The sequence below is a fragment of the Streptomyces sp. NPDC002446 genome (assembly GCF_053595675.1).
Window position 1 is genome coordinate 14,335 of record NZ_JBSFYC010000029.1, and the last position, 23,871, is coordinate 38,205.

General features: G+C 68.0%; 18 protein-coding genes. 11 read left to right on the forward strand and 7 right to left on the reverse strand.

What is annotated here, in order from left to right:
• Nucleotides 1-294: 294 nt before the first annotated feature.
• The 4 genes from ACWD6P_RS18240 (at nt 295) to ACWD6P_RS18255 (ending at nt 4,435) form a co-directional block, all read left to right on the forward strand.
• On the forward strand, nt 295-1,170 hold the full coding sequence (locus ACWD6P_RS18240; protein ID WP_451445115.1) for a HalD/BesD family halogenase: 876 nt from the start codon (nt 295-297) through the stop codon (nt 1,168-1,170).
• A 234-nt stretch (nt 1,171-1,404) separates the two neighbouring features.
• Nucleotides 1,405-3,249, forward strand: coding sequence for a choline/carnitine O-acyltransferase (locus ACWD6P_RS18245; RefSeq protein WP_451445116.1), 1,845 nt, complete (start codon nt 1,405-1,407; stop codon nt 3,247-3,249).
• 250 nt (nt 3,250-3,499) lie between these two features.
• Nucleotides 3,500-3,781: a hypothetical protein gene (locus ACWD6P_RS18250; protein ID WP_451445117.1), complete on the forward strand. Its 282-nt coding sequence runs from the start codon at nt 3,500-3,502 to the stop codon at nt 3,779-3,781.
• Between the two features lie 66 nt (nt 3,782-3,847).
• The gene (locus ACWD6P_RS18255) at nt 3,848-4,435 is read left to right on the forward strand and encodes a hypothetical protein (protein WP_451445118.1); all 588 of its coding nucleotides are present in this window, start codon (nt 3,848-3,850) and stop codon (nt 4,433-4,435) included.
• Between the two features lie 267 nt (nt 4,436-4,702).
• On the opposite strand, the gene ACWD6P_RS18260 is transcribed toward ACWD6P_RS18255, so the two are convergent.
• Complete coding sequence (locus tag ACWD6P_RS18260) at nt 4,703-4,855, reverse strand: hypothetical protein (protein WP_451445119.1); 153 nt, start codon at nt 4,853-4,855, stop codon at nt 4,703-4,705.
• 892 nt (nt 4,856-5,747) lie between these two features.
• Here ACWD6P_RS18260 and ACWD6P_RS18265 point away from each other — a divergent pair.
• Nucleotides 5,748-7,805 carry a tetratricopeptide repeat protein gene (locus ACWD6P_RS18265; protein WP_451445120.1) on the forward strand — a complete coding sequence of 686 codons (2,058 nt, stop codon included), beginning with the start codon at nt 5,748-5,750 and terminating at the stop codon, nt 7,803-7,805.
• A gap of 380 nt (nt 7,806-8,185) precedes the next feature.
• Here ACWD6P_RS18265 and ACWD6P_RS18270 read toward each other — a convergent pair whose 3' ends face one another.
• Complete coding sequence (locus ACWD6P_RS18270) at nt 8,186-9,463, reverse strand: tyrosine-type recombinase/integrase (protein WP_451445121.1); 1,278 nt, start codon at nt 9,461-9,463, stop codon at nt 8,186-8,188.
• On the reverse strand, nt 9,456-9,923 hold the full coding sequence (locus ACWD6P_RS18275) for a helix-turn-helix domain-containing protein (RefSeq protein WP_451445122.1): 468 nt from the start codon (nt 9,921-9,923) through the stop codon (nt 9,456-9,458). Before ACWD6P_RS18275 ends, ACWD6P_RS18270 begins: the two co-directional genes overlap by 8 nt.
• Before the next feature lie 270 nt (nt 9,924-10,193).
• Between ACWD6P_RS18275 and ACWD6P_RS18280 the strand changes: the two genes are divergently transcribed.
• Together ACWD6P_RS18280 and ACWD6P_RS18285 are read left to right on the forward strand one after the other, a co-directional pair.
• A complete protein-coding gene (locus tag ACWD6P_RS18280) occupies nt 10,194-10,415 on the forward strand; it encodes a helix-turn-helix transcriptional regulator (RefSeq protein WP_451445123.1) in 222 nt (73 codons plus the stop codon).
• A 146-nt stretch (nt 10,416-10,561) separates the two neighbouring features.
• Entirely contained in the window at nt 10,562-11,872 is a 1,311-nt protein-coding gene (locus ACWD6P_RS18285; protein ID WP_451445178.1) for a DUF3631 domain-containing protein, read from the forward strand.
• A gap of 418 nt (nt 11,873-12,290) precedes the next feature.
• On the opposite strand, the gene ACWD6P_RS18290 is transcribed toward ACWD6P_RS18285, so the two are convergent.
• Nucleotides 12,291-13,616: a helix-turn-helix domain-containing protein gene (locus ACWD6P_RS18290; RefSeq protein ID WP_451445124.1), complete on the reverse strand. Its 1,326-nt coding sequence runs from the start codon at nt 13,614-13,616 to the stop codon at nt 12,291-12,293.
• Nucleotides 13,617-13,771: 155 nt separating this feature from the next.
• Here ACWD6P_RS18290 and ACWD6P_RS18295 point away from each other — a divergent pair, with 155 nt between their 5' ends.
• The 3 genes from ACWD6P_RS18295 to ACWD6P_RS18305 are packed head-to-tail and all read left to right on the forward strand — an operon-like array spanning nt 13,772 to nt 16,445.
• Nucleotides 13,772-14,761 (forward strand): Gfo/Idh/MocA family protein, encoded by a 990-nt coding sequence (locus ACWD6P_RS18295; protein ID WP_451445125.1) that lies wholly within the window; start codon nt 13,772-13,774, stop codon nt 14,759-14,761.
• A complete protein-coding gene (locus tag ACWD6P_RS18300; RefSeq protein ID WP_451445126.1) occupies nt 14,758-16,011 on the forward strand; it encodes a DegT/DnrJ/EryC1/StrS family aminotransferase in 1,254 nt (417 codons plus the stop codon). The genes ACWD6P_RS18295 and ACWD6P_RS18300 overlap by 4 nt, the downstream gene beginning before the upstream one ends.
• The gene (locus tag ACWD6P_RS18305; protein WP_451445127.1) at nt 16,008-16,445 is read left to right on the forward strand and encodes an NUDIX hydrolase; all 438 of its coding nucleotides are present in this window, start codon (nt 16,008-16,010) and stop codon (nt 16,443-16,445) included. Before ACWD6P_RS18300 ends, ACWD6P_RS18305 begins: the two co-directional genes overlap by 4 nt.
• A 360-nt stretch (nt 16,446-16,805) precedes the next feature.
• Here the strand turns inward: ACWD6P_RS18305 and ACWD6P_RS18310 are convergent, their stop codons facing one another.
• Together ACWD6P_RS18310 and glnA are read right to left on the reverse strand one after the other, a co-directional pair.
• Nucleotides 16,806-20,330, reverse strand: coding sequence for an NB-ARC domain-containing protein (locus tag ACWD6P_RS18310; RefSeq protein WP_451445128.1), 3,525 nt, complete (start codon nt 20,328-20,330; stop codon nt 16,806-16,808).
• Between the two features lie 533 nt (nt 20,331-20,863).
• Complete coding sequence (glnA, locus tag ACWD6P_RS18315; RefSeq protein ID WP_384436590.1) at nt 20,864-22,273, reverse strand: type I glutamate--ammonia ligase; 1,410 nt, start codon at nt 22,271-22,273, stop codon at nt 20,864-20,866.
• A gap of 294 nt (nt 22,274-22,567) precedes the next feature.
• Between glnA and ACWD6P_RS18320 the strand changes: the two genes are divergently transcribed.
• A complete protein-coding gene (locus tag ACWD6P_RS18320) occupies nt 22,568-23,035 on the forward strand; it encodes an RDD family protein (protein ID WP_451445129.1) in 468 nt (155 codons plus the stop codon).
• Nucleotides 23,036-23,158: 123 nt separating this feature from the next.
• Here the strand turns inward: ACWD6P_RS18320 and ACWD6P_RS18325 are convergent, their stop codons facing one another.
• Entirely contained in the window at nt 23,159-23,869 is a 711-nt protein-coding gene (locus ACWD6P_RS18325) for a DUF4191 domain-containing protein (protein WP_451445130.1), read from the reverse strand.
• Nucleotides 23,870-23,871: the final 2 nt, after the last annotated feature.

A 23,871-nucleotide genomic window follows, 5' to 3' on the forward strand; every position in this document is an offset into this window, starting at 1 on the left:
ACTGTGAGCGAGGCGACGCGGCCGGTGGTGCGGGGCGCCGCGGCTCCGCGGGTGGGGTGGCGTGGCGGGTGCCATGCCCACGACAGATCTCCGCGGGTACGAGGGGGGGCTCGTCCGGGCCGCCGCCGACTATGCCCCGCGCCGCCGTGCGTCGTGTCACAGACAACACCACGGCTGTTATGGCAGCTTCGAACGCGCTCAAGTGCGCTTCTTGGCACGGCAGTTACCGCATGTGGCGACCGAACGGACGGACACCGGCGCGAGGCTGGCCGGTGTGTACGCGGAGAGGAACGAATGAGCACTGTGCAAGCCATGACGCTGACCCTGGACCAGGTGGTCGACACGGCGCGCTACCCGCTCGCGGAACCAGAGAGCGCCGAGGGCCGGGCCATGGTCTCCCGTGCCCGGCGCGATCTCGACGCCCTCGGCTGCACCGTCCTGCCGGACTTCATCCACCCGCAGCTGCGCGAGGTGCTGCGCCGGGAGTGCGCCGCCCTGGCCCCCCGGGCGCACTTCGACGTGGAGACGGTCAACGTCTACAACATCGCCGTCGACGCGGACCTGCCGGCCGACCACCCCGGCCGCAAGGCCTTCGAGCGGGGCAACGCCTTCGTCGCACGCGACCGCATCCCGGTGGACTCGCTCATCAGCCGCCTCTACTCGGATCAGGCGTTCCAGCACTTCATCGCCCGCTGCTTCCGTCTCCCGCAGCTCCACGAGCTGGCCGACCCGCTCTCCGGGCTCGTCCTCAACGTCGTCGAGCCCGGCCGGGAACACCCCTGGCACTTCGACACCAACGAGTTCACCGTGAGCATGCTCACTCAGGACGCCCAGGCCGGCGGTGTCTTCGAGTACTGCCCGAACATCAGGTCCGCGCACGACGAGCACTTCGACGACGTCCGCGACGTACTGGACGGCCGGGGCGAGCGGCTGACGCACCGCCTCGCCCTGCGCCCCGGCGACCTGCAGCTGTTCAAGGGCCGCTACTCGCTCCACCGGGTCAGCCCCGTCGAGGGCGAGGCCGCCCGCCACTCGGCGATCTTCGCCTACAGCGAGCGCCCCGGCGTCATCGGCAGCGTGGCCCGCACCCGGCAGCTCTTCGGCCGGGTACACCCCGAACACCTGGCGGCCGAGGGCCGGGCGGTACGGGGCGACCGGCTGCTGGACTGACGGGCGGAGCGCGAAGGCCCGGCCGCACGCCCGCCCCGCCGTGCCAAGAGCAGTTCAAAACGGCGGCGGCCCCCCTCCTCCCAGGAGCAGGCTCTTAGGACCCGTCCCCCAGGGCGTACGCACGCGACGCCCTGGCACCGCACCCCACTCCCTCCGCATCCCCACTCCCTCCGCACCCCCACTTCCTCCGCACCCGTACCCGCACCCGCACCGACAACCGAATCGAGACCGCACGTGACCCACAGTCAGGGCGCACCCGCCACCCCGACCTTCTCCCTGGAGGACAGCCTCCCGCGCGTACCGCTGCCCACCCTGGAGGAGAGCTGCGAGCGCCTTCTCGCCTGGTGCGCGCCGCTGCTGACCGCCGACGAGCTGGCCGCGACCGAGGCCGAGGTCGCCGCCTACCTCCGCCCCGGCGGGCCCGGCCGGATCCTCCAGGCGGCGCTGGAGGAGTACGACGCCACCGAGGGCGTACACAGCTGGCTCGACACCTTCTGGCCGTACCGCTACCTGGGCCGCCGCGACCGCATCGCGCTCAACGCCAACTTCTTCTTCCTCTTCCAGGACGCCGGGCCGGCGCAGCAGCAGCCGCACCCGCCCTCGTCACCGCAGGTGGAGCGGGCTGCCGGCCTGATCGCCGGGGCCCTCGGCTACAAGCGTCGGCTGGACCGGGAGCTCGTCGAGCCCGTCGTCCAGCGCGGACAGCCGCAGACCATGGAGCAGAACAAGTTCCTGTTCTCCACCACCCGGATCCCCGGCGCGGAACAGGACACCGTCCGCGCCCCGTACACGCAGGAGTGGCCGGGACCGTCCGACGCCCGGCACATCGTGGTCTTCTTCCGCGGCGGCATGTTCAAGCTGGACGTACTCGGCGCGGACGGCACTCCGTACGGCCTGGACGACCTGCGGGCGGGGCTGCGCGCGGTACTCAAGAGCGACGACCCGGCCGGCGCGGACGCCCCGGTCGGCCACCTCACCACCATGGCCCGCGCCGAGTGGGCGGCCGCCCGCGAGTCCCTGCTCGCGCACCACCCCGGCAACGCGGCCGCCCTCGACGACGTCGAAACCGCCCTCTTCTGCGTCTCACTGGAGGACTTCGCCCCCGCGGACGTTCAGCAGGCCTGCGACGAACTGCTCTACGGCGACCGCGGCAACCGCTGGTTCGACAAGGCCGTCACCTTCATCGTCTTCGCCGACGGCCGCGCGGGCATCAACGTCGAACACTGCGAGCTGGACGGCACCACCATCCTCAGCTTCGTCGACGCCCTGCTGTCCACCCCCGCCGAGGAACACTCCCACCGCTCCGGGGCCCGCTCCCAGGGCGTGCCGCCCCTGGAGCCGATCACCTTCCACCTGGACGACACCCTGCGCGCCCACGTCCGCTCCGCCGCCGAGGCCTTCGCGCAGTACGGCGCGGACACCGCCACCCGCACCGTCGCTTTCGACGACTTCGGCGCCCGCACCGCCAAGTCGCTCGGCGTCTCCCCGGACGCCTTCGTCCAGCTCGCCTACCAACTCGCCCACCAGCGCGCCAAGGGACACCTCGGCGCCACGTACGAGTCGATCGCCACCCGGCAGTGGCGGCGCGGCCGCACCGAGGCGATGCGCGTCGTCACCCCGGAAATCGTCGACTTCGTCACCGCGATGCAGGACCCGGCAGCCACCGCCGAGACCCGCCGCGCCGCCCTGCGCACGGCCGCCCAGGCCCATGTCACCCGCGCCAAGGAGTGCCAGGCCGGCGACGCCCCCGAACAGCACCTCTGGGAGCTCGAACTCATCCAGCGCCGCCGCGGCACCGAACTCGGCATCCTGGAACAACCCGCGCTCTACCGCACCCCGGGCTGGCTGACGATGCGCGACGACTACCTCAGCACCAGCTCCGCCCCCTCCGCCCACATCCAGTACTTCGGCTTCGGCTCCACCAGCAGCCGCTGCATCGGCGTCGCCTACGTCCTGCTCCCCGACAGCTTCCACCTCTACCTGAGCACCCCCCGCCCGGTCGCCGACCAGATGCACCTCTTCGCCAACCACCTCCGCGAGGCGGTGACCGAACTCCGCGCCCTGCTGGCGCCACAATGACCCCCTGACCCACCCACCACCCGCCACCCGCGAACCCGGGCCGCCGACCGCTGTTCCCCCGCCCGCACCCTCGGCGGCCCGGAACCACCCCTCCCGACGAACCCTCACCGCTGACGACCGCCCACCGCTTACGATCCCCGGATGAGCACTGTGTTGATTTGATCACCGGCGTCGGTGACATGGGGAACAACTCGCGGCGCTCACCCCCGGACCGCGCTTCAACCCCGTCACCACGGCCGCGTCCCTCCCGGTGCTGGACGCCGTCCTCCCCGGCGCCGCCCCCCTGCGCTGGTCCACTCCGGCCCCCGGCGGCCTCCCCGGCGGTTACCCCGTCCGGATCACCGACCGCTCGGTCTCCCTCGACCTGCCCTCCGGACTCACCCAGGACGAGGCAGTGGCGTACAACGAGCGCATGGGCCGCGCCGACGGCGTGGAACGCATCGACACCGACGGAACCGTCCACTTCACCGAAGCCACCCACGAAGCCCTGGCCCCCCTGGCCCCCGACCTGACCGCCCCCCTCCCGCCGTAGCCGGCCGGCGCCCCTATTTCTGACAGATCCGTCTCATCAGCACCGAACTTCGTGCCACAGTGACCCATGCGCGCATTCATCAGGGGCGTCGGTAGCCTCGCAGTCCTTGCGGCTTTGCTGTTCGGTGCGGTGGAGGCCGTTGCATTTCTGGCGAGGTACGTGGGGCACCAGGTTTTTCACGGCGTAAACCCCACGGTCGCCGCCGCAGCGGTGACCGCAATGGCAACGGTTCTTGTCACCGTTGCCACGTTGGTCATCGGGCGCTACATCGAACGCCGGAAAGCCGTTGAAGAAGATATTCGGAGCAGTAAAATACCCGTTTACACCAGGCTTGTAAGCGGCCTCATGAGGACTGTCATGAACCCCGATTCTTCGAATGAAGACGAGGTGGTGCAGTTCCTGCGGGACATTACGCCAGATCTCATCACATGGGCTTCCGACGACGTTCTGCTCGCCTGGTCCAAATTCAAGCGAGAAGCACAAGTTCTCGTATCCGAGGACACGGTGTTCAACTTCGAGGAACTCTTGTCCGCAATTCGCCGGGATTTTGGGCACAGTGGCAGAAAAGTGCAAGAGGGAGATCTCCTGGCTCTGTTCATCAACGACATCGACGAACAGCTGGCCAGGCGGCGCGCTCAGAGGAACGCCGTATGAGCACCCGTGACGCCCACGAAAAGACCGCCGGCTGCGCCTTCCGAGAGCGGAAGAACACGGCCGACGGCCCACAGACGGCCCAGGGGAGCGGAAAGCCGCTCTGACCTGTGGCGGTCTTAGATGTCGAAGTAGAGATGGGAGAACGCTGTGACCTGCGGAGACGTATCTCTGGCGGGCTGGTCGGTGCACAACGGGTGCACCACCTGGGCATCCGGGATCTAATCTCAGCAGCTAGCGCGACTCCATCGCTCAGTGCTGCGAACTGACTCACTTCCGGTACTGGCCCCGGTTCTTGAGCCACGTTGTGAAGCCATCCGTGGCGATCGTTTTGGCTATCGCCAGGGCAAAGGGCTCCGCGCTGTCCACCGCGGTGAGAACGATGGTGGTGATCAGCAGTGCGATGAGGGCCAGCGTGTCCAAGATGGACTGGATGAGGTCACGATCTTTGGGACAGAGGGGAGAGCGCATCGAAATCCGTTCGCCTGAGCCCGAACGACGTCGGGCTGTGTGCCTTGTGCTTTGAGTAGGCACCGACGAGTCGCCGGACTGCGATCCGGTTCCGTTTTCCGTACCGGACGCCGCAGGTAAGCGGGCTAAATTTGCCGGTCCGGTCCGGACGGCACCGGACCGCACGATGGCCCGGCGTGGCGAGGCGAGAAGAAGGACAGAGATGACGCGTGATCCGGAACGAGAGCCGCGTGTGTGGTTCGCTGAGCGGCTTGACGAGCTCTTACGGATGGCTGGGCCGTCACGGCTGGAAGACGTCGCCCGGTCCGCTTCACAACTGGTCTCGTCGAGGGCGAGAGCAGCAGGCAAGACCCCCAAAAGGTTGCCGGACAAACGCCGGATCAGCGCCTGGAGGACTGGAAAGAATGTGCCGACAGAGCCTGCGCTGCTCGCCGCTGTGGTATCTGTGCTGATCGACACTGTGCGACGGCGCAAGGTGAGCACCCGTACGGCCACCGACGGGCTGCTGGATCCACGCGCATGGGAACGGTGGCGGGTAGCGGCTGCTAAAGCGCCGTGCTCCCGCGAGCTGCCCGTCCGGTCCGCGGTACCGGCTCCCCACCGGGTGCTCGTGGCTGAGGCGGATCTCCTGCTGCAGCTGGGAGTTCACCGGGCTGTCGCTTCCCCGCCTGGGCTTCTGCCGGCAGTTGCTGATCGTGTATTGCCCGCCTACGTGCCGCGTGACCACGATTCCAGGTTATGGGAAGCATTGGCCCCCAGGGCTCCGGCGAGTCGCCTCGTTGTCCTAGTGGGGAAGGCCACGACTGGTAAGACCCGCTCGGCGGCGGAGATGGCGCGGCGGCGCTTGGCTGACTGGGAGCTGGTCGCCCCCGCCAATGCACGCGCTCTCCTGCGATGGATCGAGGAGGATGCCACCCCGCAAACGGTCCTGTGGCTCAACGAGCTTGGAAACTTTCTAGCAGGTGCCAACGGAACGTCTGTGGCGGACGCGTTGCGGGGGCTGTTCGCAGACAAGCGTCAAATCGTGGCCATCGGTACGCTCTGGCCGAATGAATGGCAGATGTACGCGGGCAACGACTCCGAGCCCCTCAAGGGCCCATCCGCGGTGGGCCAACTGCTGGGCAGCGCACTGAGGGTGGATGTGCCGTCGCAGTTCTCGGCAGCAGAGTGGGACCGCGCATCGGCGCAACGTGCCCTCACGTTTGCGACGAAGTCCTGTACCACGACGAGAAAGCTGACGCAGTTCCTGGCCGCTACTCCCGACCTGCTGCAACGCTATGCCGATGCGGATCCTTACAGTCGAGCTTTGCTGACTGCCGCGATGGATGCCCGCAGGCTGGGATATCGCGCTCTCCTCTCGCCAGAGCTCCTGGAGCACGCCGCCGCTGGATATCTTGATGACCGGCACCGGGCGGATCCGCCATTCAACTGGTTCACCTGCGCACTCCGCTATGCAACCACCGAGGTGAAGGCCACCGTCGCTCCGCTGACACCCCTTCGTGTCACGTCTGGAGTCGGCCCGGCCGACGGCTTCCGGCTCGCCGACAGCCTTGATGAGTACGCTCGGCTCGCCCGGTCCCAGAAACCGGTGCCCGCCACCCTGTGGGATGCTCTGGTCGCTGCCGCCGATGATCCGGACGACCTGGAACGGCTCGGCATCGCCGCACAGAGCCGTTGCTACTACCGCTACATGGCTCTCTTCTGCCGGCCGGCTGCTGCCCGGGGCCGCCGAATCGCCCGCTATCTCGTCGTACGCAACCTGGAGGACCAGAACCGCACTGAAGAGGCCCGCGCACTGAGAATCTCTGCGGCGGAGGCAGGCGACACCGACGAGATGCGCCACCTCTCCTGGAATTGGGAGCGGCAAGGGCGGACGCATGAGGCCAAGGAGATATGGCGACGCGCTGCGCACGACGGCGACGCCGTCGCCCAAAGCGGCCTTGCCGGAGTGCTGGCACGTGAAGGGAACGTCGAAACAGCCGAGAGTTGGTGGCGGCGTGCAGCGGACTCGGGCCATGCAGAAGCAATGCGGGAGCTGGCCAAGTCGCTGGAAGGCCGCGGCTGTGCGGCCGAATACTGGTGGCGCAGGGCTGCTGACGCTGGTGATTGGGAAGCCGCGCACCGGCTCTCACGGCTACTTGAGGAATCTGACCGGGCCGGTCAAGCCATTGACATATGGCACTCTCGGGCAGCGCTCAACGATACCGATGCCATGTGCAAGTTGGCCCGTGTACTTGAAGCGGCAGGGAAGCTGCAGGAGGCCGAGAAGTGGTGGCGGCGAGCGATCGACACGGGATCTTCCCAGGCAATCTTCGGCCTTGAAAGGCTGCTATGGCGGAACGGCAACACCGAGGATGCCTACCAAGTCGTCGCACGCGCCATCGCGGCCGGTGATACATATGTCATCAAACAGCTATGTAAGGAATTCGGCTACGACATCACCCAGGTCCGGGGCGCGGAGCGGGGCCTGCGCCGGGCATACGAAGCAGGTGAAGAGGCGGCGCGGGACCAGCTCACCGACTTTCTGACGGCCGACCACCGCATCGACGAAGCTGTGGCGCTGTGGCTTCCTGCTGCCGAAGCTGGCGACTGGACCGCGATGCGGCGGATGGCCTGGCTGATGCACCTGTCCGGAAACTCTCAGGTAGCGGAACGCTGGATGTCCCGGCTCGCCGATGCGGGCGAGGGCGGGGCAATGGCCCTGCGGGCTCAGATCCTCGAACAAGCCGGCCAACTGCAGGAGGCAGAGCGATGGGAACGCCGGGTGTTGGAGACCGGCTATACGCCAAATCCTCCGGTCAACCTGGAGTATCTGCTTAGGACAACAGGGCGAGCCAACGAGGCCGACCGGCTGCATTCCTACGGCATCGAGCCCGGTGGCCGGACCGCTGCCCCCTGGTGAGATGTGGCATTAGCTGCACTTCGGCACTTTCCAAGAGAGGAAACAGTGGGCCCTGAACCGCTCCGGTGCAGGGCCCACATTTCCTTCGTCGGCGCGTGTCAACCAGCGAGTTTGAACTTTCTTCTAAATGCCGAATTAGAGGTGAGGTACGGTCCTGGCCTGCAAGGTTCCTAGCATCGAGCGATTACCGGTGCACAATAGGTGCACGCGACGGATTTCTTCGCAACCCGGAGGCCGGGCCTTCGCGGCGCCGCTGGCTCGCTGGGCGGCTGCTGGTCCCGCGACTCCGCTCTCCTCAAACTCTTGAGGCACAGCAAGTAGTCGGAGCGAATTGGGTCTCTAGGCACTAGCCCGCATGTGTGATACCTCGTCCGCTGACGTCAGGCCGCAACCCGGTACCGCTGCCCGATCGCCTTGCGCGCCTTCTCAATGGAGCCCGAGACCCGGTGCACGTACCGGCGCAGCGTGAAGGCCGGGTCCTCGTGGCCCAGGAGGTCGGCGAGGGTGTAGACGTCCACGCCTTCGTTGATCGCCTCCGAGGCAAACAGATGCCGCAGGGCGTGCATCATCCTGTCGCGACACTCCTCCCACTTGCGACCCTTGCCGACATGCCTGTCGTTCAGCGCCTTGATGATGCCGATCGTCTCTAGGGCCGCCTTCCAGAGGCAGTTGAAGTAGTTCTTGTTGAGCGCCTTGCGCTCGCGCGTGGCGAACATGAGGCGTACGGTGACCAGCTCGCCGTCCTTCTCCAGCCACGGCAGTGTGACCTCAGCTGGAGGGAACTCTCGCATGTGCTCGCGCAGCAGTGCCGCCAAGTCCTCGTCGAGAGGGACGTAGCGGTCTTTCGGATCGTCCTTGGTGCCGCCCTTGGGCGGCGCGAAGACGAGCGAGCCGCGGTGATGCGTGATCTGGCGGCAGATGCGGACGGTCTTGTCGTCCTCCGACCAGTCCACGTCATCTGGACTGAAGCCGAATATCTCGCCCTGCCGCATGCCGAGCCCACGGCCGCAGTCGACCGTGGCCCGGTACCGGTCAGTCAGGTGCTTGCGCAGGTCGTCCGTCTGCTCCCAGGAGAGCGGTACATCCTTGGCCGACTTCTTCGACCGCCTGGGCTTCACGCGCTTGACCGACCCGGTCTCGCATGGGTTCTTCGGGATCAGGTCGTCGTCCACCGCCATGGCGAGGATGGACGAGAGGTGGGTGAAGATCAGGCCGACGGTGGTCTCGTCGAGCACCTGAAGCCGGCGCTTGATCCACGTCTGGATGGTGGAGGGCTTGATCTGCCGCAGTTTGAGGCCTCCGAGCGGCTCGATGATGTGGTTGCGGACGCGGGATTCGTACTGGTGGTACGTCCGGGGGTTGTCGAACGTCTGGTTCTCCAGCCACTGTTTGGCCACCGCCTTGAGCAGCGTGTCGCCCTTCTTCGGGGCGATGTACGTACCGTCGTCGACGGTCCCCAGCATCCGTGTCAGGTGCTGTCGGGCATCCTCATACCGCTCGAAGCTCTCGCTCTGCTGCTGCCCGTCGGGATCCCGCCAGCGCGCCAACCAGCGCTTACCGCGCCCGTGCTCGCGGGACGGCACCTTGCCGTGGGCCCTGCACTTTTCCTCGTCCGGCTCCGGCCGCTTTTTGTGCCAGCGATCGTAGGGCTCAGCCACGGTGACCCGCTTCCTGCGCGGCACCCAATGGCTGCAAGAGGGCCATGGGAGAGATACCGAGGGCCGCAGCGAGGGTAGCGAGGTCGTCGACGTCGCAGCGTCGACGGATGCGTTCGATGCGAGAGATTGCGGAATGGGACAAGGGACGGCCGTGCTCGGCGACGAGGGCGGCGAGCTGGCGTTGGCTGATGCCGCGAGCGAGGCGGAGGCTTTCGATGTTGTGGGCGGTTTGGATTCCGGTGGGGCCGATTTCGATGGAGCGTTTTGACATGGTGGTGTTGTAGCTCGCGTTCCCGGGTTTGGGGAAACCGTATTTTCGCTGTATAAGGAGGCGCCCTACGTGCCGCGCGGGTGCCGTCGCTGTGCGTGCGGAAGGTTGCGGAATTGACGTCCGGGTTCTGTGATATGGTCCCGCGCCTTTCGCCCGCAGGGGGCTACCGGTGACTCGATATGCCTCCATGGCCTGGCACTTCAGGAAGGATCCGGCGATAAGCGGAGCTCACCAGCACGGCGTCGCGAAGCTGACTTGAGGAAGTTGCCTGGTCGCTCTCGGCTGTGTGGAATGCGGCTCGCTTTCGCTGATCTGTAGTTCGGCTCCGCGGTTTTCGATGTCCTGTGTGGAAGCCGTTTGGTGCGGCCGCGAATTATCTGCAAGATGGCGCTGGATGTTGCGGAAGATGCGTGGCTATGTTGGCCACGCCGCCCGTCCAATTCAGCGAAGGGGAAGCAAATGAAGCACACCGATTCTCGCCAGGATGTCGGCAAGCACCCTCGCGCGCTGGCGAGTCCGCAGGAGATCTCCGACTACCTCGGCATCCCGGTGCGGACGCTGTACCAGTGGAAGTACCGGGGCACCGGCCCGAAGGTCCACAAGGTCGGCAAGCATCTGCGTTACCGGTGGACGGAGGTCGACGCATGGCTCCAGACCCAGTCCCTGGATCTGGTCGCCTGAACCGCCGGACGACGAAGCGGCCCTCGGCGCGTCAACGCCGAGGGCCGAAGAGTCCCAACCGACCGCCCGTACCTGAACGATGACGACGGTGGTGCGATGCCTGCACGCTTCGTACCACCGGGTGAGGAACGTCCTTGAACCACCCTATGACGGTGCAGCCCGCCGCCGCATCCCACCAACCCACCTGGCCACCGGTCGCCATCCCTGGGCAGGTCAGTGCCCACCGCGCGGCAGTGCCCACCGGTGACCGGGATTCGTCGACCCCACCGGGCAGTGCGACGAGTGCCTCGGATACCGACGGCACCCCGACCGAGAACCGGTCAACGGAGAGCGCCGACCGTCCAGCCACCCCGTTCGTTGGTCCGCTGACCGAGGGCGCTGACCTGCTGGGTGAACTGCGGTCAGCGATCGAGACGTTCGTGGTTCTGCCTCACCGGCAGGCTCTGGACGCGGTCACCTTGTGGGTGGCCGCCACGCACCTGCAGTCCGCCTGGCAGCACGCCCCGCGCCTGGCGGTGGTAGGTCCGGCGAAGCGTTGCGGCAAGTCGAGGCTGCTGGACGTGTTGCACGAGACCGTCCACGACCCGTTCATCACGGTCAACTCGACCCCGGCGGCCATCTTCCGCTCCATCACCGCCAACCCGCCCACTCTCCTGGTGGACGAGGCGGACACCATCTTCGGCAGCCCGAAGGTGGCGGAGAAGAACGAGGAGATGCGCGGTCTGCTCAACTCCGGCCACCACCGCAACCGGCCGACCACCCGGGTCGCGGGAAATGACCACCAGCCCACCAAATTCCGGACCTTCGCGATGGCTGCCCTGGCCGGTATCGGTGACCTGCCCGACACGATCATGGACCGGTCGGTGGTCATCCGCATGCGCCGCCGTGCACCGGGGGAGAGCGTGCGGCCCTACCGCTCACGCCGCGACACTCCTGCCCTCAACGCCCTGCGGCAGCGGCTGGCGGCCTGGCTGGGACCGCACCTGGAGGAGGCTGCCGACTCCGAGCCGGTCATGCCGGTCGAGGACCGCGCGGCTGATACCTGGGAGCCGCTGATCGTCGTCGCCGACTTGGCCGGAGGTCCCTGGCCCGCCTGGGCCCGTACCGCCTGCCAGATGATGACCGCATATGAGGAGGGCCAGGAGGAGGACCACGGCGGGCTGAAGATCCGCATCCTGACGGACATCCGGCAGGTCTTCGCCTCCTACGGCAACCCCGACGCGCTGCCCACCGAGAGCCTGCTCGCCGCCCTGCGAGCCGATACGGAAGGGCCTTGGACCGAGTACGGCAACGGTGGGCTGAGCGCACGTGGCCTGCAACACCTGCTGGCCGACTACCAGATCAGGTCCGCCAACCACCGCTTCGGAGACATTGGCCAACGCAAGGGCTTCTCGCGCAGCCAGTTCACCGACGCCTGGATGCGCTACTGCCCTCCACCTGCGCGCACGGCCCCGTAATCGAGCTTCACTCGTCCCACCCGTCCCCGCGCAGGTCAGCGCGGGGACGGCTCTTTGCGTGGGACGAGTCCACCCGTCCCGCGTACTGGATCAACCGTGCGCTGATACGAGTCGACCCGTACCACCGGATGCGACCCTCGGCGCCCTGACCAGGCATGCAACGAGTGGGACGGGTGTGCGGCCGCCCGGCACGGAAACCGACGCGACCGCCACGCACCCAACCCACGCAGCAAGCTGTAGCTTCCGAAACTCCTCCGCAGCCCGTGGCCGCGGACGAGTTTCGGAAGCGCATGCCCCGCCCGGGAGGGGCGGGGAAGCCCGGCACCAGGGGGCGCTGGGCGTGGAGGCAGCGACTGGGGCGGATCGCAGCGTGGATGCCAGAACAGCCCACCTGGGAGGTGGCCGCCAGAGCGGTCTCTCAGGCGGTCCGGAGCCGTTCGAGGAACTCGGGTACGCCGTCCACCTGCTGGTACGGCTTGAAAGCGGGGGCGAGTTCGCGGACCAGAGTGACGCAGCGGTCGGCGCCGATGCGGGTGGCGAGGTCGAGTGACTCGGTGCTGACGACGAGGGCTTGTTCGACCTCGCGTGCCTGGACGAGGCTTCGGGCCTCATAGGTGCGGAAGACCCCGCGCGTCTTGTCCCGGGCCCGTGGAAGCAGGGTCAGGCCCTCGTCAATGCGGGCGCGGGCGTCGTCAGTACGGCCGAGGTCGAGGAGACACTGGCCGGAGTCCACGGCCAGATCCGCTGTGCTCATCCATCGGCACCAGCCGGGGGCGGGGTCGGTCGCGTCGGTCAGCAGGGCGGTCTCGGCGGCGGCGAGGTCGCGGTGGCAGTCGGCAGCGACCCCCAGGGCGGCGTGGGCTCGGGCCCTGCGCAGGTGCAGCAGCGAGCGGGCGGTGGGGTGGGACGTGTGGATCAGGGCCTGGCTCAAGGGTTCCACGGCGGACCCGGGATGGCCGAGCCAGATCGACTGGTAGGCGAAGTCGGACAGGACCCCGGCCCCGAGATCCCGGTCGCGGGCAGTGTGCGCATTGGTGAGAGCGGCGTTCCACAGCTTGCCGGCCGCGTAGTGCTGACCCTGGTCGAAGCGGTACCAGCCACAGGTGCTGGAGAGGGAGGCCGCCAGGTGGTGAAGGCGGCGGCCGGTGGCCTCGCTGTACCGGGCGCCTTCGAGAAGGTCGGTCACAGTCGTGAGGTGGGCGTCCGTCAGCTTGATGGTGTGCTGGCGTTGCTCGGTCGGCAGGGCGGTCAGTTTGGTGCTGGTGTCCTCCAGCCAGTCCACCAGTTCGTCATCGACGCGGCGCCCGCCGAACGCGGTTGTGAGGCGGTCGGGTTCCAGCGCGGCCCACTGGGAGGCCAGCCCGGCCAGGGCGAGTGCGCTGTAGGTCAGGAAGGTTCGACGTTCGCGGTTCATCGCGGCTCTCTGTGCATCTCGAAGTGCTTTGACGGTGTACGCCGCCCCGAGCGGGGCCGGGTCGTCCCGGCCCGGGAGCCAGTGGGGCCAGGGGTACCGCTCCAGGTCGGAGATCGGCACGTTGAAGGCGTCCGCGATCAGGAGCTGGGATTCGATGTTCGGCGTTTTGCGGCCGTTCTCCCACTTGCTGACGGCCGCCTTGTCGGTGCCGGAGCGGAGACCCTCGGGCCGCATCGCGGCGGCGCGGTGCAGGCGCGCGACGAGGTCGTTCTGGGACCAGCCGCGTAAGAGGCGGGCGTAGGCGAGGGGATGCCTGATCGGGTCGTCCACGGGAGCAATCCCATCATCGACGGCGACGGCCAGGCTACCGCGCGTACAGGTGGGACAACCCCGGGACTACAGCTAACACCTAGGGCCTGAGCTGGAGTTGGCGCTGTACTCGTCATCCCCGACACGTTCCTCCGTGAAGTGGAAGGAGAACGCGCATGAAACGACGTGCTGCGATCATCGGCCTTGGCCACCAGGCCGCCGAGGATCACCTGCCCGGCCTGCTCGGCTCCAGCCGGGCCGAACTCGTCGCGGTGTGCGACAACAACCCGGACATCTTGCACCAGCGAGCGGACACCCTCGGAGTGCCCGGGTTCACACGGGCCGGTGACCTACTGGACGAGACCGCCCCGGACTTCGTGATCGTCGCCGTCCCGCACCATGCCGGGCGCGCGGTGACCGAGGAGTGCGCCGCCCGGGGCGTCCACGTCCTCAAGGAGAAGCCGTTCGCCACCTCTATCGAGGAGGCCCGTGAGCTGGCCGGGATCTGCCACAAGGGCCGCGTGGAACTGATGGTGACGCTCCAGCGCCGGTTCAATCCGATCTACAGCAGCGTGGCCGGGATGCTGGACCAGATCGGCACCCCGATTCTTGTTGGCGGGCACTACTCGTTCCACACGCCCAACCCCGGCGCTGGCTGGCGCGGGGACCTCAAGCAGGCCGGTGGCGGCTGCATCCTCGACATGGGCTACCACCTGATCGACCTGCTCCTGTGGTATTTCGGCCTGCCCAGCAGGGTCATCGCGGAGTTCTCCACCACGGCCCTGCCCGAAGGCGGCTACGACGCGGAGGACACCGCCGTCGTCCAGCTCGGCTACGACTCCGGCTTGTACGGATCGCTGGTCCTGTCGCGGTGGATGGCGCCGAAGACGGAGTTCATGCGGGTCGTGGGGACGGCCGGCTCGGTGGTGCTGACGAAGGGAGCGGTGCAGCGGCTCGCCCTGGACGGAACGGTGGTGGAGGAGCTGACCCGACCGCACGCCCCCAGCGTCGCCACCGCGCAGATCGACTACTTCTGCAGGGTCCTGGACGGAGCACGGCCCAACGTCTCCGGCCCCGACCAGCACCTCTCCCACGCCGCGTTCATCGCGTCCTGCTACCGGTCCAAGACTGCAGGCCACTACATCGACCCGAAGGAGATGCTGTGACCAGCCCGCTCGCCCTCCTCGGCGGCCGCCCGGCTGTTACCGACGCCGGCCCCCACTTCACGTGGCCCCCGATCGACGACATCACCCGCATGAGGGTTGTCTCCCAGCTGGATTCGGCCGTCTCCATCCCGAGCCGGTCCGGGATCGTCGCGGACCTGGAAGACGCCCTCCAGGACTACTTCGACGTGCGGCACGCGTTCACCACCAGCTCCGGCACCGCCGCCCTGCACGCCGCCTACTGGGCTGCCCGCATCCGGCCCGGCAACGAGGTGATCGTCCCCGCCTGGACCTTCCACGCCACCGCCTCCCCCCTGTTCCAGCTCGGCGCGGTCCCGGTCCTCTGCGAGACGCGCCCGGACGGCAACATCGACCCCGGCCTGGCGGCCGAGCTGATCACCCCTCGCACCCGCGCGATCATGGTCACGCACATGTGGGGCAAGCCCGCCGAGATGACCGACCTCACCACGCTGGCCAGGGACCGCGACCTGGACCTGCTGGAGGACGGCTCACACGCTCACGGGGCTAGCCACGGCGGCCAGAAGGCCGGCACGTTCGGCCTGGCCGGTGCCTTCTCCCTCAACGGTCCCAAGCCCCTGTCCGGGGGTGAGGGCGGCTTCGTCCTCACCGATGACGACGACACCTACTACCGCGTTCTCACGTTCGCGCACTACAACAAGCGGGCCAGGAACGAGATCCCGGAAGGCCATCCGCTCTCGCGGTACGCGGTCACCGGGGCCGGACTCAAGCTCCGCATCCACCCCCTGGCCGCCGCCCTCGCCCACGACCAGCTCTCCCGCCTGGACGCCTACCTCGCCGGCCGCGAGGAGATCGCCGCCTACCTGATCCGAGAGCTCGGGCAGATACCCGGGCTGGAGGTGAGCCCGATGCCCGAGGGGGTGAAACCATCCTGGTACGCGTTGACGGCCACCTACCGGCCCGACCAGCTCGGCGGCCTGCCCCTCGACCGCTTCCACGCAGCCCTCGTCGCGGAGGGCGCGACCGAGTTCGACCGGCCCGGCTCCACCCGCCCTCTGAACCAACTCCCGCTCTACCAGCACCCGTCCCATCTCTTCCCCGGCTACCCGAACACCCGCAGCCGATACCGGGAGGGTGACTTCCCCGTCGCTGAGAAGGCGCACGCGCACACGGTCAAGCTGCCCGTCTGGCACCGTGAACAGGATCTCAAACTGGCCGAGCAGTACGTCAGCGCGGCCAGGAAGGCCAGCGAACACCACAAGGAGCTCCTGTGACCGTGACCTCCGACCTCGCCCGAACCTTGGCAGAGGAGGCCGAAGCCGAAGGCATCACCACTTTCGTGGCCGCGGCCGTCGTCACCGACGCCGACCTCATCCTCCTGGTCCGCCGCAAGCCGGACGACTACATGGGCGGCCTGTGGGAGATCCCCTCCGGTCATGTGGACGCGGGAGAGAGCATCGTGGACGCGGCCCGCCGCGAGACGCTGGAGGAGACCGGTCTGACCGTCGACTCCGTGGACCGCTACCTCGGACACTTCGACTACGAGAACAGCCGCGGCACCATCACCCGCCAGTTCAACTTCGCCGTCACCGTCTCCGAGACCGGGCCGGTCATCCTGACCGAACACGACCTGCACCAGTGGGCCGCCCTCGCCGGCGACCTGCCGGGCGTCACCGACGGCGTGCGGGAGATTCTGGCCTGCGCGTAGGACCACCGATGGGTGTCGCCCGAACCCGGGCCAGGCCGGTGGGAAGTACAGCGATAGCGTCGGTATCGGCGACTTCTTCGGGGAACTCAGCGGCGCACCCATGTCGCCCACGGCTGGCCACAGAAGCCCGGCCAAGCCAACGAGGGCCGCTATCCCGGATATGGGGTAGCAGCCCTCGTGTCGTTTCTGGCATCTGTTCTACTCGCGAGAGCGGAAGGCGCTGAATCGGAACCACTTCCACATGTACCTCTGGAAGTCCGCGCTGGTATCCGTCGGTGTATCCCTGAGAGGTTGCCAGGGGAACGGTTCAAGGAGTCGCATGTTCACCGCGGGCGGGCCGTTCGAGGCCCTCACACGGTTTCAGGCATGCGGTTCAGTATCGCCAGCCCGGGCGGCGGATTCGGCGAGTACCCGCGCGAAGGCGGCGACCGCCTCCCTGTCCGTGCGCGCAACCACCTCGCGGAGCTGCTCCTCCCAGTCGGGACGGAACTCGTACGCGAGCAGATGACCCTCCCGGTGGGTGCCTAGGCGGCTGCCGAGCAGAGCGTCCAATGCGGGCGCTGGGAAGACGGCAGGAGTCCGGAAGATCTCACGCTCTGCAGCGCCGGGGCCGAACCGGCTCTGGCCAAGCAGCAGGGCCGGGTCCACGAGCCGCCCGGCCCCCTCGCACCAGACGGTCACGTGCCCCAGGACCTCTCCGTTTTCCGTGACCGTCGGCGGGCGCCACCACTCGGGCAGGTCGAGCGGTTCGCTGTCACGGCGGCTCACGCTCAATGCTGCGGGGACGAGTCGGCTCTCCAGCCCTAGTGAGCGCAGAGCTGCGGCGAACGTCAGGGACAGGAAGACAGGGGAGGGCGCCGCCTGCCCGCTTAGGTGGTAGGCGGTGGCTCCGATCAGGCTGTACAGCAGGCGCGCGTCCGGCGGAACGACCTGGGTGAGTGCCACGGCATCGCGCCAAGGATAATTGGGCATCGGGTGCGCACCGCTGCCGCCCGACGGTGGCAGCGGAACGATCGCAGGTGCGTGCCTGCCCACCGCTTCGGAAGGCCGGGCCTGGGCGCCCTGCCCGTTCAGTTCCAGGAAGCGACGTGTAGTGGTCGCGAGCGGTACGTGGCTCTGCCCGGCTGCCTCGAACAGCCCGAGACTCTCTCGCATGAGGGTGCGGCACAGCTCCACATCCCCGTCTGGATGTTCCACCAGATGTCGGGTCCAGGCCAGAACCGCGCGCCGCTGAACGACCGGAGCCAGCACGTCTGGCCCGGCTTCGGTGTGCGCTCTCAGCAGGGCCTCGGCCCGGTCGATCATCGACTCCGCGGCCTGCAGGATCCATGGCTCCGTGGTGAGCCCTTCATCGTGTCTGCCGAGGCTGCCGACCATCACGGCATGTGCCGTCTCGACCAGGTGGTCGGCGTGATGGCGCATGATGGTCACGGCCGTCCGCTCGGCGGGCTCGGGGATTCCGGCGGTGACGGCGAGGGCCTCCTCAAGCCGGCCTGTGGAAGCCTTGACTACGGAGTTCAGGAAGCGTAGCTCCGCGCTCGCTTTTGCCTCGGCCGGGGCCTCCGCCTTGGCTTGGTTGATGACCAAGGCCGCCGTGTCCCAGTCCTGGATCCACACGAGCATCTGTGCCTGCTCCAGCCGGGTCCGCAGGGCAGCCACAGGAGCCACGTCCTCGCGCCGCAGCACCTCTTCGAGCCGGTGGTGGGCACGGGCGATGTCAGCGAACCGGTCCAGCGCCACCGCTGCGCGCATGTCGGAGACATGGGCCATCAGCAGGTGCTCCACCCCCTCTGTGTCGAGCGTGGTCATGCCCTCCAGCAGGTTCCAGGCGGTCCGCGCTGCCTCAGCGGCCTCCTCGTACCGTGACAGATTCAGCAGGCACTGCGCCAAGGTGGTCGTCGTCGCTGCTCGCCGGTAGACAGGATTGCCCACTGCCGCCTCGTCGGCCTCCTCCAATATCTCCAGTGCCTCCCGCAACAGCCTCTCACTGCGCACCAGATCACCATGTACGTTCGAGATCGCCCCGGCGACATTGGACAGTAGCGCGACAGTGTTGCCGTCCGCCCGGCCGCTGCTGCGCACGTTGCGGGCCACACGGACCGCGTGCTCGATCAGAGCCGCCGCCTCGGCCCAAGTCTGCTGCTTCTGGCTCTCCACCAGGCGCGTCACCAGCTCGTACTCGAACCGGCCTTGCATCGTGTCAACTGCATCGCCGTCCAGCATCGCGCGGGTGATTTCCTGGACGATGCGGTGGATCGAGAGCATGCCGTCCCGGGGATCGACCAGGGAGAACCTCCGCAGCTCCGCCACGGCACCATAGGCGGCCGATCCGCTCGGGAGGTCGAGCGTTGCGAGATGCAGCGGAATGAAGTCTGGTGCGAGCAAGGCGCATCGGGCGAGCAGTTCGGCCGCGAGCTGCCGCGCCGAGGCCTCGGGCGCACGCATTGCCTGCTCGACGACCTTCCGCACGCTCAGGGTCACCGCTGCGGTCAGCGTCGCGCCCTGCTGGTAGTCCAGCGGCACGAAGCCAGGGTCATCGAGCAACCGGGTCCGGCAGTCGGCGAGTTCTTCCAGGTACGTGCTGACCGGACACAGGGTCGCCGCGATGTAACCGGTGGCCTGTGCGATGGCGAGCGGGATGCCCTCCACCGCGTTGACCAGCGCGTACACCTCGGCCCCGGACACCTCGGGCAGCCGCTCGCCGGCCCAGGAGCTGGCCTCGTCGGCCGCCATCCGTTCCACGACCAGCCCACCCTCGGCCGTCGCCCAAGCCGAGTCGCGGGTGGTGACCAGCAGGTGTGCGCCGTCGCAGGCGGGCAGCAGACCGTGCAGCTGGTTCCGGTCGGTCACGTTGTCGTAGACCAGCAGCAGCCGCGGGCCCAGGTGCGCGAGGCGGCGGCCGACCAGAGCGAGGACCTCCTCCTCGGTCGCCGCGTCCGTCTCTTGCTGTTCCTCGGCAACCATCCGCCGGTAGGAGGCGAGGACGTCCTCCCGGGTGTCGGAGGGGATCCACCAGACGAACTCGTATGCGTCCCGGTACCGGTGGGTGTAGAGCCGGGCAATGCTCGACTTGCCGATCCCGCCGAGCCCGGACACCACCACGCGAACCGTGCCTGCGCCGGGCTCCTTCAGGAACCGGTTGTGGATCGCCGCCAGCTCTCGGCTGCGGCCGCGCACACCCGCGGCCGAGGGGACGTCGCGGAACGTGGCACGCGCGGGCCCCGAGGCTTCACGTGCCACCGAGCCGGACGGGGTTTGGCGTGCGCGAAGGAGGCCGGGAAGCTCGTCCAGCCGGACCGTGCGCCGGGCGAGGCGGCGGTCCCCAGACCACTGGAACATCTTCACGAACAGAGCGTCTACGGTGCTGTCGACCTCGGCCGCCGCCAGGGCCATCGGCGACAGCCGCAGTAGCTCAAGCCGGGCCTGGTCGAGGACCTGTTCCCAAGGGCCGATCCGGGTCTCGATCTCCAGCCGCCGTAGCAGTGCGTGATCCTCGACGGTGAGTGAGATGGAGGCCGGTACCAGTCCCTCGCACTCCGCCAGCCACTGACCGGGATCCTGCACGGCCCGGGCCCGCGCCACGGCATCCCGCAAGGCATGCCCCGACGGGTGCACGGAGGCATCCGAGAGAAAACGCAGCACCGCTGAACCGCCCGGATCTGCCTCGCCCCAGCGGCGGGCTAGCCGCAGCAGCTCCACACCGGACCACGAGCCCGGCTCGACGCGGGTCTTCGCTTGGGCGAGCAGCAGCGGTTGGTCGTCCGCGTCGCGTACCTCGAAGTCGATGGCCTCGTCGGCGCCTTCCACCCGGAAGGTGGCGGCCTCCGGATACTGCTCTGAGGTGCGGATCAGTTGCAGGATGGCGCATGCCGTCTGGAACCCCATACCCCGTGCGGTGTCGACTCCGCCCATGTACTGCCCCCTCAGCCTTGAGTCGCCCACCAGCATGCCGGACATCACCGACAACCTTGCCCCGCAACCGCTAATTGCCTGTCAGGTAATCGACTTTGTCCCTGGCAAGACGGGGATCGCGTTCTGGGCGGCGCGCAATCGTTCTCCGGGGCCGGTTCCGATCCCACCTGACATCGACGGGTGGCTTCGAGTTCAACGCTTGACCATCTCGGCCGGTCGCTGAGTCCCGGAGGGTGCGATGGCATCGGGGCCCTCGGCTGTGACAATTCGGGATGCGTGGTCAGCCAGCACTTATCGATTCAGGGCGACGAGTGAGGGCCGCCACCCCGGATGGGGATGACGGCCCTCAATTTGTCTGATGTTGGATCAGTGAACTGGCCGGGCGGTGCACCCGTGGTGCACAAGGGGGTGAAAAACAGCCGTGACCTACGAGAACTCACGAGAAGAGTTTCCGCAGGTCACAGCTGGTTTTTCAGACTTACGCCCAGGTCGCCCGGCGCCGCCTCTTAGATGTCGAAGTACAGCTCAAACTCATGCGGGTGCGGCCGCAGCTGGATCGGGGCGATTTCGTTGGTGCGCTTGTAGTCGATCCAGGTTTCGATCAGGTCGGAGGTGAAGACGCCGCCCTGCTGGAGGTACTCGTTGTCGGCCTCGAGGGCGTCGAGGACGGCCGGGAGGGAGGTGGGGACCTGGGGGACGCCCGCGTGCTCTTCGGGGGCGAGCTCGTAGAGGTCCTTGTCGATCGGCTCGGCCGGCTCGATCTTGTTCTTGACGCCGTCCAGGCCCGCGAGGAGCAGGGCGGAGAAGGCGAGGTACGGGTTCGAGGACGGGTCCGGGGCGCGGAACTCGACGCGCTTGGCCTTCGGGTTCGAGCCGGTGATCGGGATGCGCATGGCCGCGGAGCGGTTGCGCTGGGAGTAGACCAGGTTGACCGGGGCCTCGAAGCCGGGGACCAGGCGGTGGTAGGAGTTCACCGTCGGGTTGGTGAAGGCCAGCAGCGACGGGGCGTGCTTGAGGATGCCGCCGATGTAGTAGCGGGCGGTGTCCGAGAGGCCCGCGTAGCCCTGCTCGTCGTAGAAGAGGGGCGCGCCGCCCTGCCACAGGGACTGGTGGACGTGCATGCCGGAGCCGTTGTCGCCGAAGATCGGCTTGGGCATGAAGGTCGCGGTCTTGCCGTTGCGCCAGGCGACGTTCTTGACGATGTACTTGAACAGCATCAGGTCGTCGGCGGCGGCGAGCAGCGTGTTGAACTTGTAGTTGATCTCCGCCTGGCCGGCGGTGCCGACCTCGTGGTGCTGGCGCTCGACCTGCAGGCCGGCCGCGTCCAGCTCCAGGGAGATCTCGGCGCGCAGGTCGGCGAAGTGGTCGACCGGCGGGGCCGGGAAGTAGCCGCCCTTGTAGCGAACCTTGTAGCCGCGGTTGTCCTCGACCGCACCGGTGTTCCAGGCGCCGGCCTCGGAGTCGATGTGGTAGAAGCCCTCGTTCGACGTGGTGTTGAAGCGCACCGAGTCGAAGACGTAGAACTCGGCCTCGGGGCCGAAGTACGCGGTGTCCGCGATGCCGGTGGAGGCGAGGTAGGCCTCGGCCTTCTTGGCGATGTTGCGCGGGTCACGGCTGTACTGCTCGCCCGTGATCGGGTCGTGGATGAAGAAGTTGATGTTGACGGTCTTGTCGCGGCGGAACGGGTCCACGCGGGCCGTCGACAGGTCGGCGCGCAGCGCCATGTCGGACTCGTGGATGGCCTGGAAGCCGCGGATCGAGGAGCCGTCGAAGGCGAGTTCCTCGGCCGGGTCGAACGCCTTCGCCGGGATCGTGAAGTGCTGCATCACACCGGGCAGGTCGCAGAAACGGACATCGATGAACTTGACGTCCTCGTCCGCGATGAACTTCTTGGCCTCGTCGGCGTTCTGGAACATCCAACTCCTCCTAGCCCGGTCACCGGTCGGCGGACGCGGGATTGCTACTCGGAACGCGACCATGTGCGGTGGCGCGCTCGCCCGACCATAGGCAGGCGGGATTTCCCAAGCATGACCCATTTGTTTCGCCGAGGTTAACCGCCGCGCGGGCGCCCTTACCCCCCAGTGTGCGACAAACCGCATCATTTCGGACCGGGTGCTGTCGTCCGCTATCCGCTGCCCGTGCGGGCCCCGGAACCGCCCCGTTCCCGCCCTGCGCGAATCGAACGTATGCGGTCGCAGTACCGTGGACGGGTGGACAACAGGCAAGCAATCGGATCGTGGATCTCCGGGCCCCGCGCGGCAGCCGAGGGCATGGGTGTCGAGTTCGGATACCGCGGGCAGCGGCTCGGGCTGCCGGAGGAGGGGCCGGGCTCGCTCGCACGCCCCGGCCGCCGCTTCGCCGCGCTCTTCATCGACTGGGCGCTGTGCATGCTCATCGGGTACGGACTGCTCAGCGGCGGCCGGCCGGAGTCGGCGGGCAACTGGGCCCTGGTGGTCTTCGCGGTGCTCAGCGTGCTGACGGTCGGCACGGTCGGCTTCACGCCGGGCAAGCGGCTGCTGGGCCTGCGGGTGATCGCCGAGAGCGGCGGCCGGCTCTCGCTGCCGCGGGTTGTGCTGCGTACGGTCCTGCTCGTCGTGGTCATCCCGGCGGTGGTCTGGGACCGGGACGGGCGGGGGCTCCACGATCGCCTGACGCGCGCCGTACAGGTCCGGATCTAGACGGCCGGGACACATGAGAACTGAGTGAGAACTGAAACGGGTGGGGCCCGGGACCGCAGCGGTCCCGGGCCCCACCCGTCTCACATGACTAGCCGTCTCACATGACTAGCCCGTCTCACATGACTAGCGCATCTTCCCGCCGCCCCTGGGCATCCGCATGCCCTTCGGCATCGGGCCCTTCGGGATCGGCATGTTGCTCATCAGGTCGCCCAGCGCGCGCAGCCGGTCGTTGACGGCCGTGACCTGGGCGCCGGGCAGGACGCGCGGCAGCTTCAGCAGGGTCGTCCGCAGCTTCTTCAGCGGCACCTCGCCCTCGCCGTCGCCCACCACGATGTCGTGGACCGGGGCGTCCGCGACGGTGCGCGCCATCCGCTTCTTCTCGGCGGCCAGCAGACCGCGCAGACGGTTCGGGTTGCCCTCGCCGACCAGCACGATGCCGGCCTTGCCGACGGCGCGGTGCACCACGTCCTGGCTGCGGTTCATCGCCACCGCAGGGGTGACCGTCCAGCCGCGCCCGACGTTCTCCAGCACGGCGGCCGCCGCACCGGGCTGGCCCTCCATCTGCCCGAAGGCAGCTCGCTCGGCGCGCCGTCCGAAGACGATCGCCATCGCGAGGAAGGCCAGTACGAAGCCCAGGATCCCCGCGTAGATGGGGTGGCCGATCAAGAAGCCGATGGCAAGGAGAACGCCGAATACGACGATGCCCACGCCAGCGACGACAAGACCGACCTTGGAGTCGACCCGACGGGTCATCTTGTAGGTCAGGGCGATCTGCTTCAGCCGCCCGGGGTTCTCAGCGCCGGCAGCGCCGTCTGAGTTTGCCTTCCTCGCCATAC

Excerpts from the sequence above, each read along its gene's own strand:
- ACWD6P_RS18240 (WP_451445115.1), top strand. The coding sequence starts at position 295 with ATGAGCACTGTGCAAGCCATGACGCTGACCCTGGACCAGGTGGTCGAC.
- ACWD6P_RS18255 (WP_451445118.1), top strand. The coding sequence starts at position 3,848 with ATGCGCGCATTCATCAGGGGCGTCGGTAGCCTCGCAGTCCTTGCGGCT.
- ACWD6P_RS18275 (WP_451445122.1), bottom strand. The coding sequence starts at position 9,923 with ATGGAGGCATATCGAGTCACCGGTAGCCCCCTGCGGGCGAAAGGCGCG.
- ACWD6P_RS18280 (WP_451445123.1), top strand. The coding sequence starts at position 10,194 with ATGAAGCACACCGATTCTCGCCAGGATGTCGGCAAGCACCCTCGCGCG.
- ACWD6P_RS18285 (WP_451445178.1), top strand. The coding sequence starts at position 10,562 with ATGACGGTGCAGCCCGCCGCCGCATCCCACCAACCCACCTGGCCACCG.
- ACWD6P_RS18295 (WP_451445125.1), top strand. The coding sequence starts at position 13,772 with ATGAAACGACGTGCTGCGATCATCGGCCTTGGCCACCAGGCCGCCGAG.
- ACWD6P_RS18310 (WP_451445128.1), bottom strand. The coding sequence starts at position 20,330 with ATGGGGTTCCAGACGGCATGCGCCATCCTGCAACTGATCCGCACCTCA.
- glnA (WP_384436590.1), bottom strand. The coding sequence starts at position 22,273 with ATGTTCCAGAACGCCGACGAGGCCAAGAAGTTCATCGCGGACGAGGAC.
- ACWD6P_RS18325 (WP_451445130.1), bottom strand. The coding sequence starts at position 23,869 with ATGGCGAGGAAGGCAAACTCAGACGGCGCTGCCGGCGCTGAGAACCCC.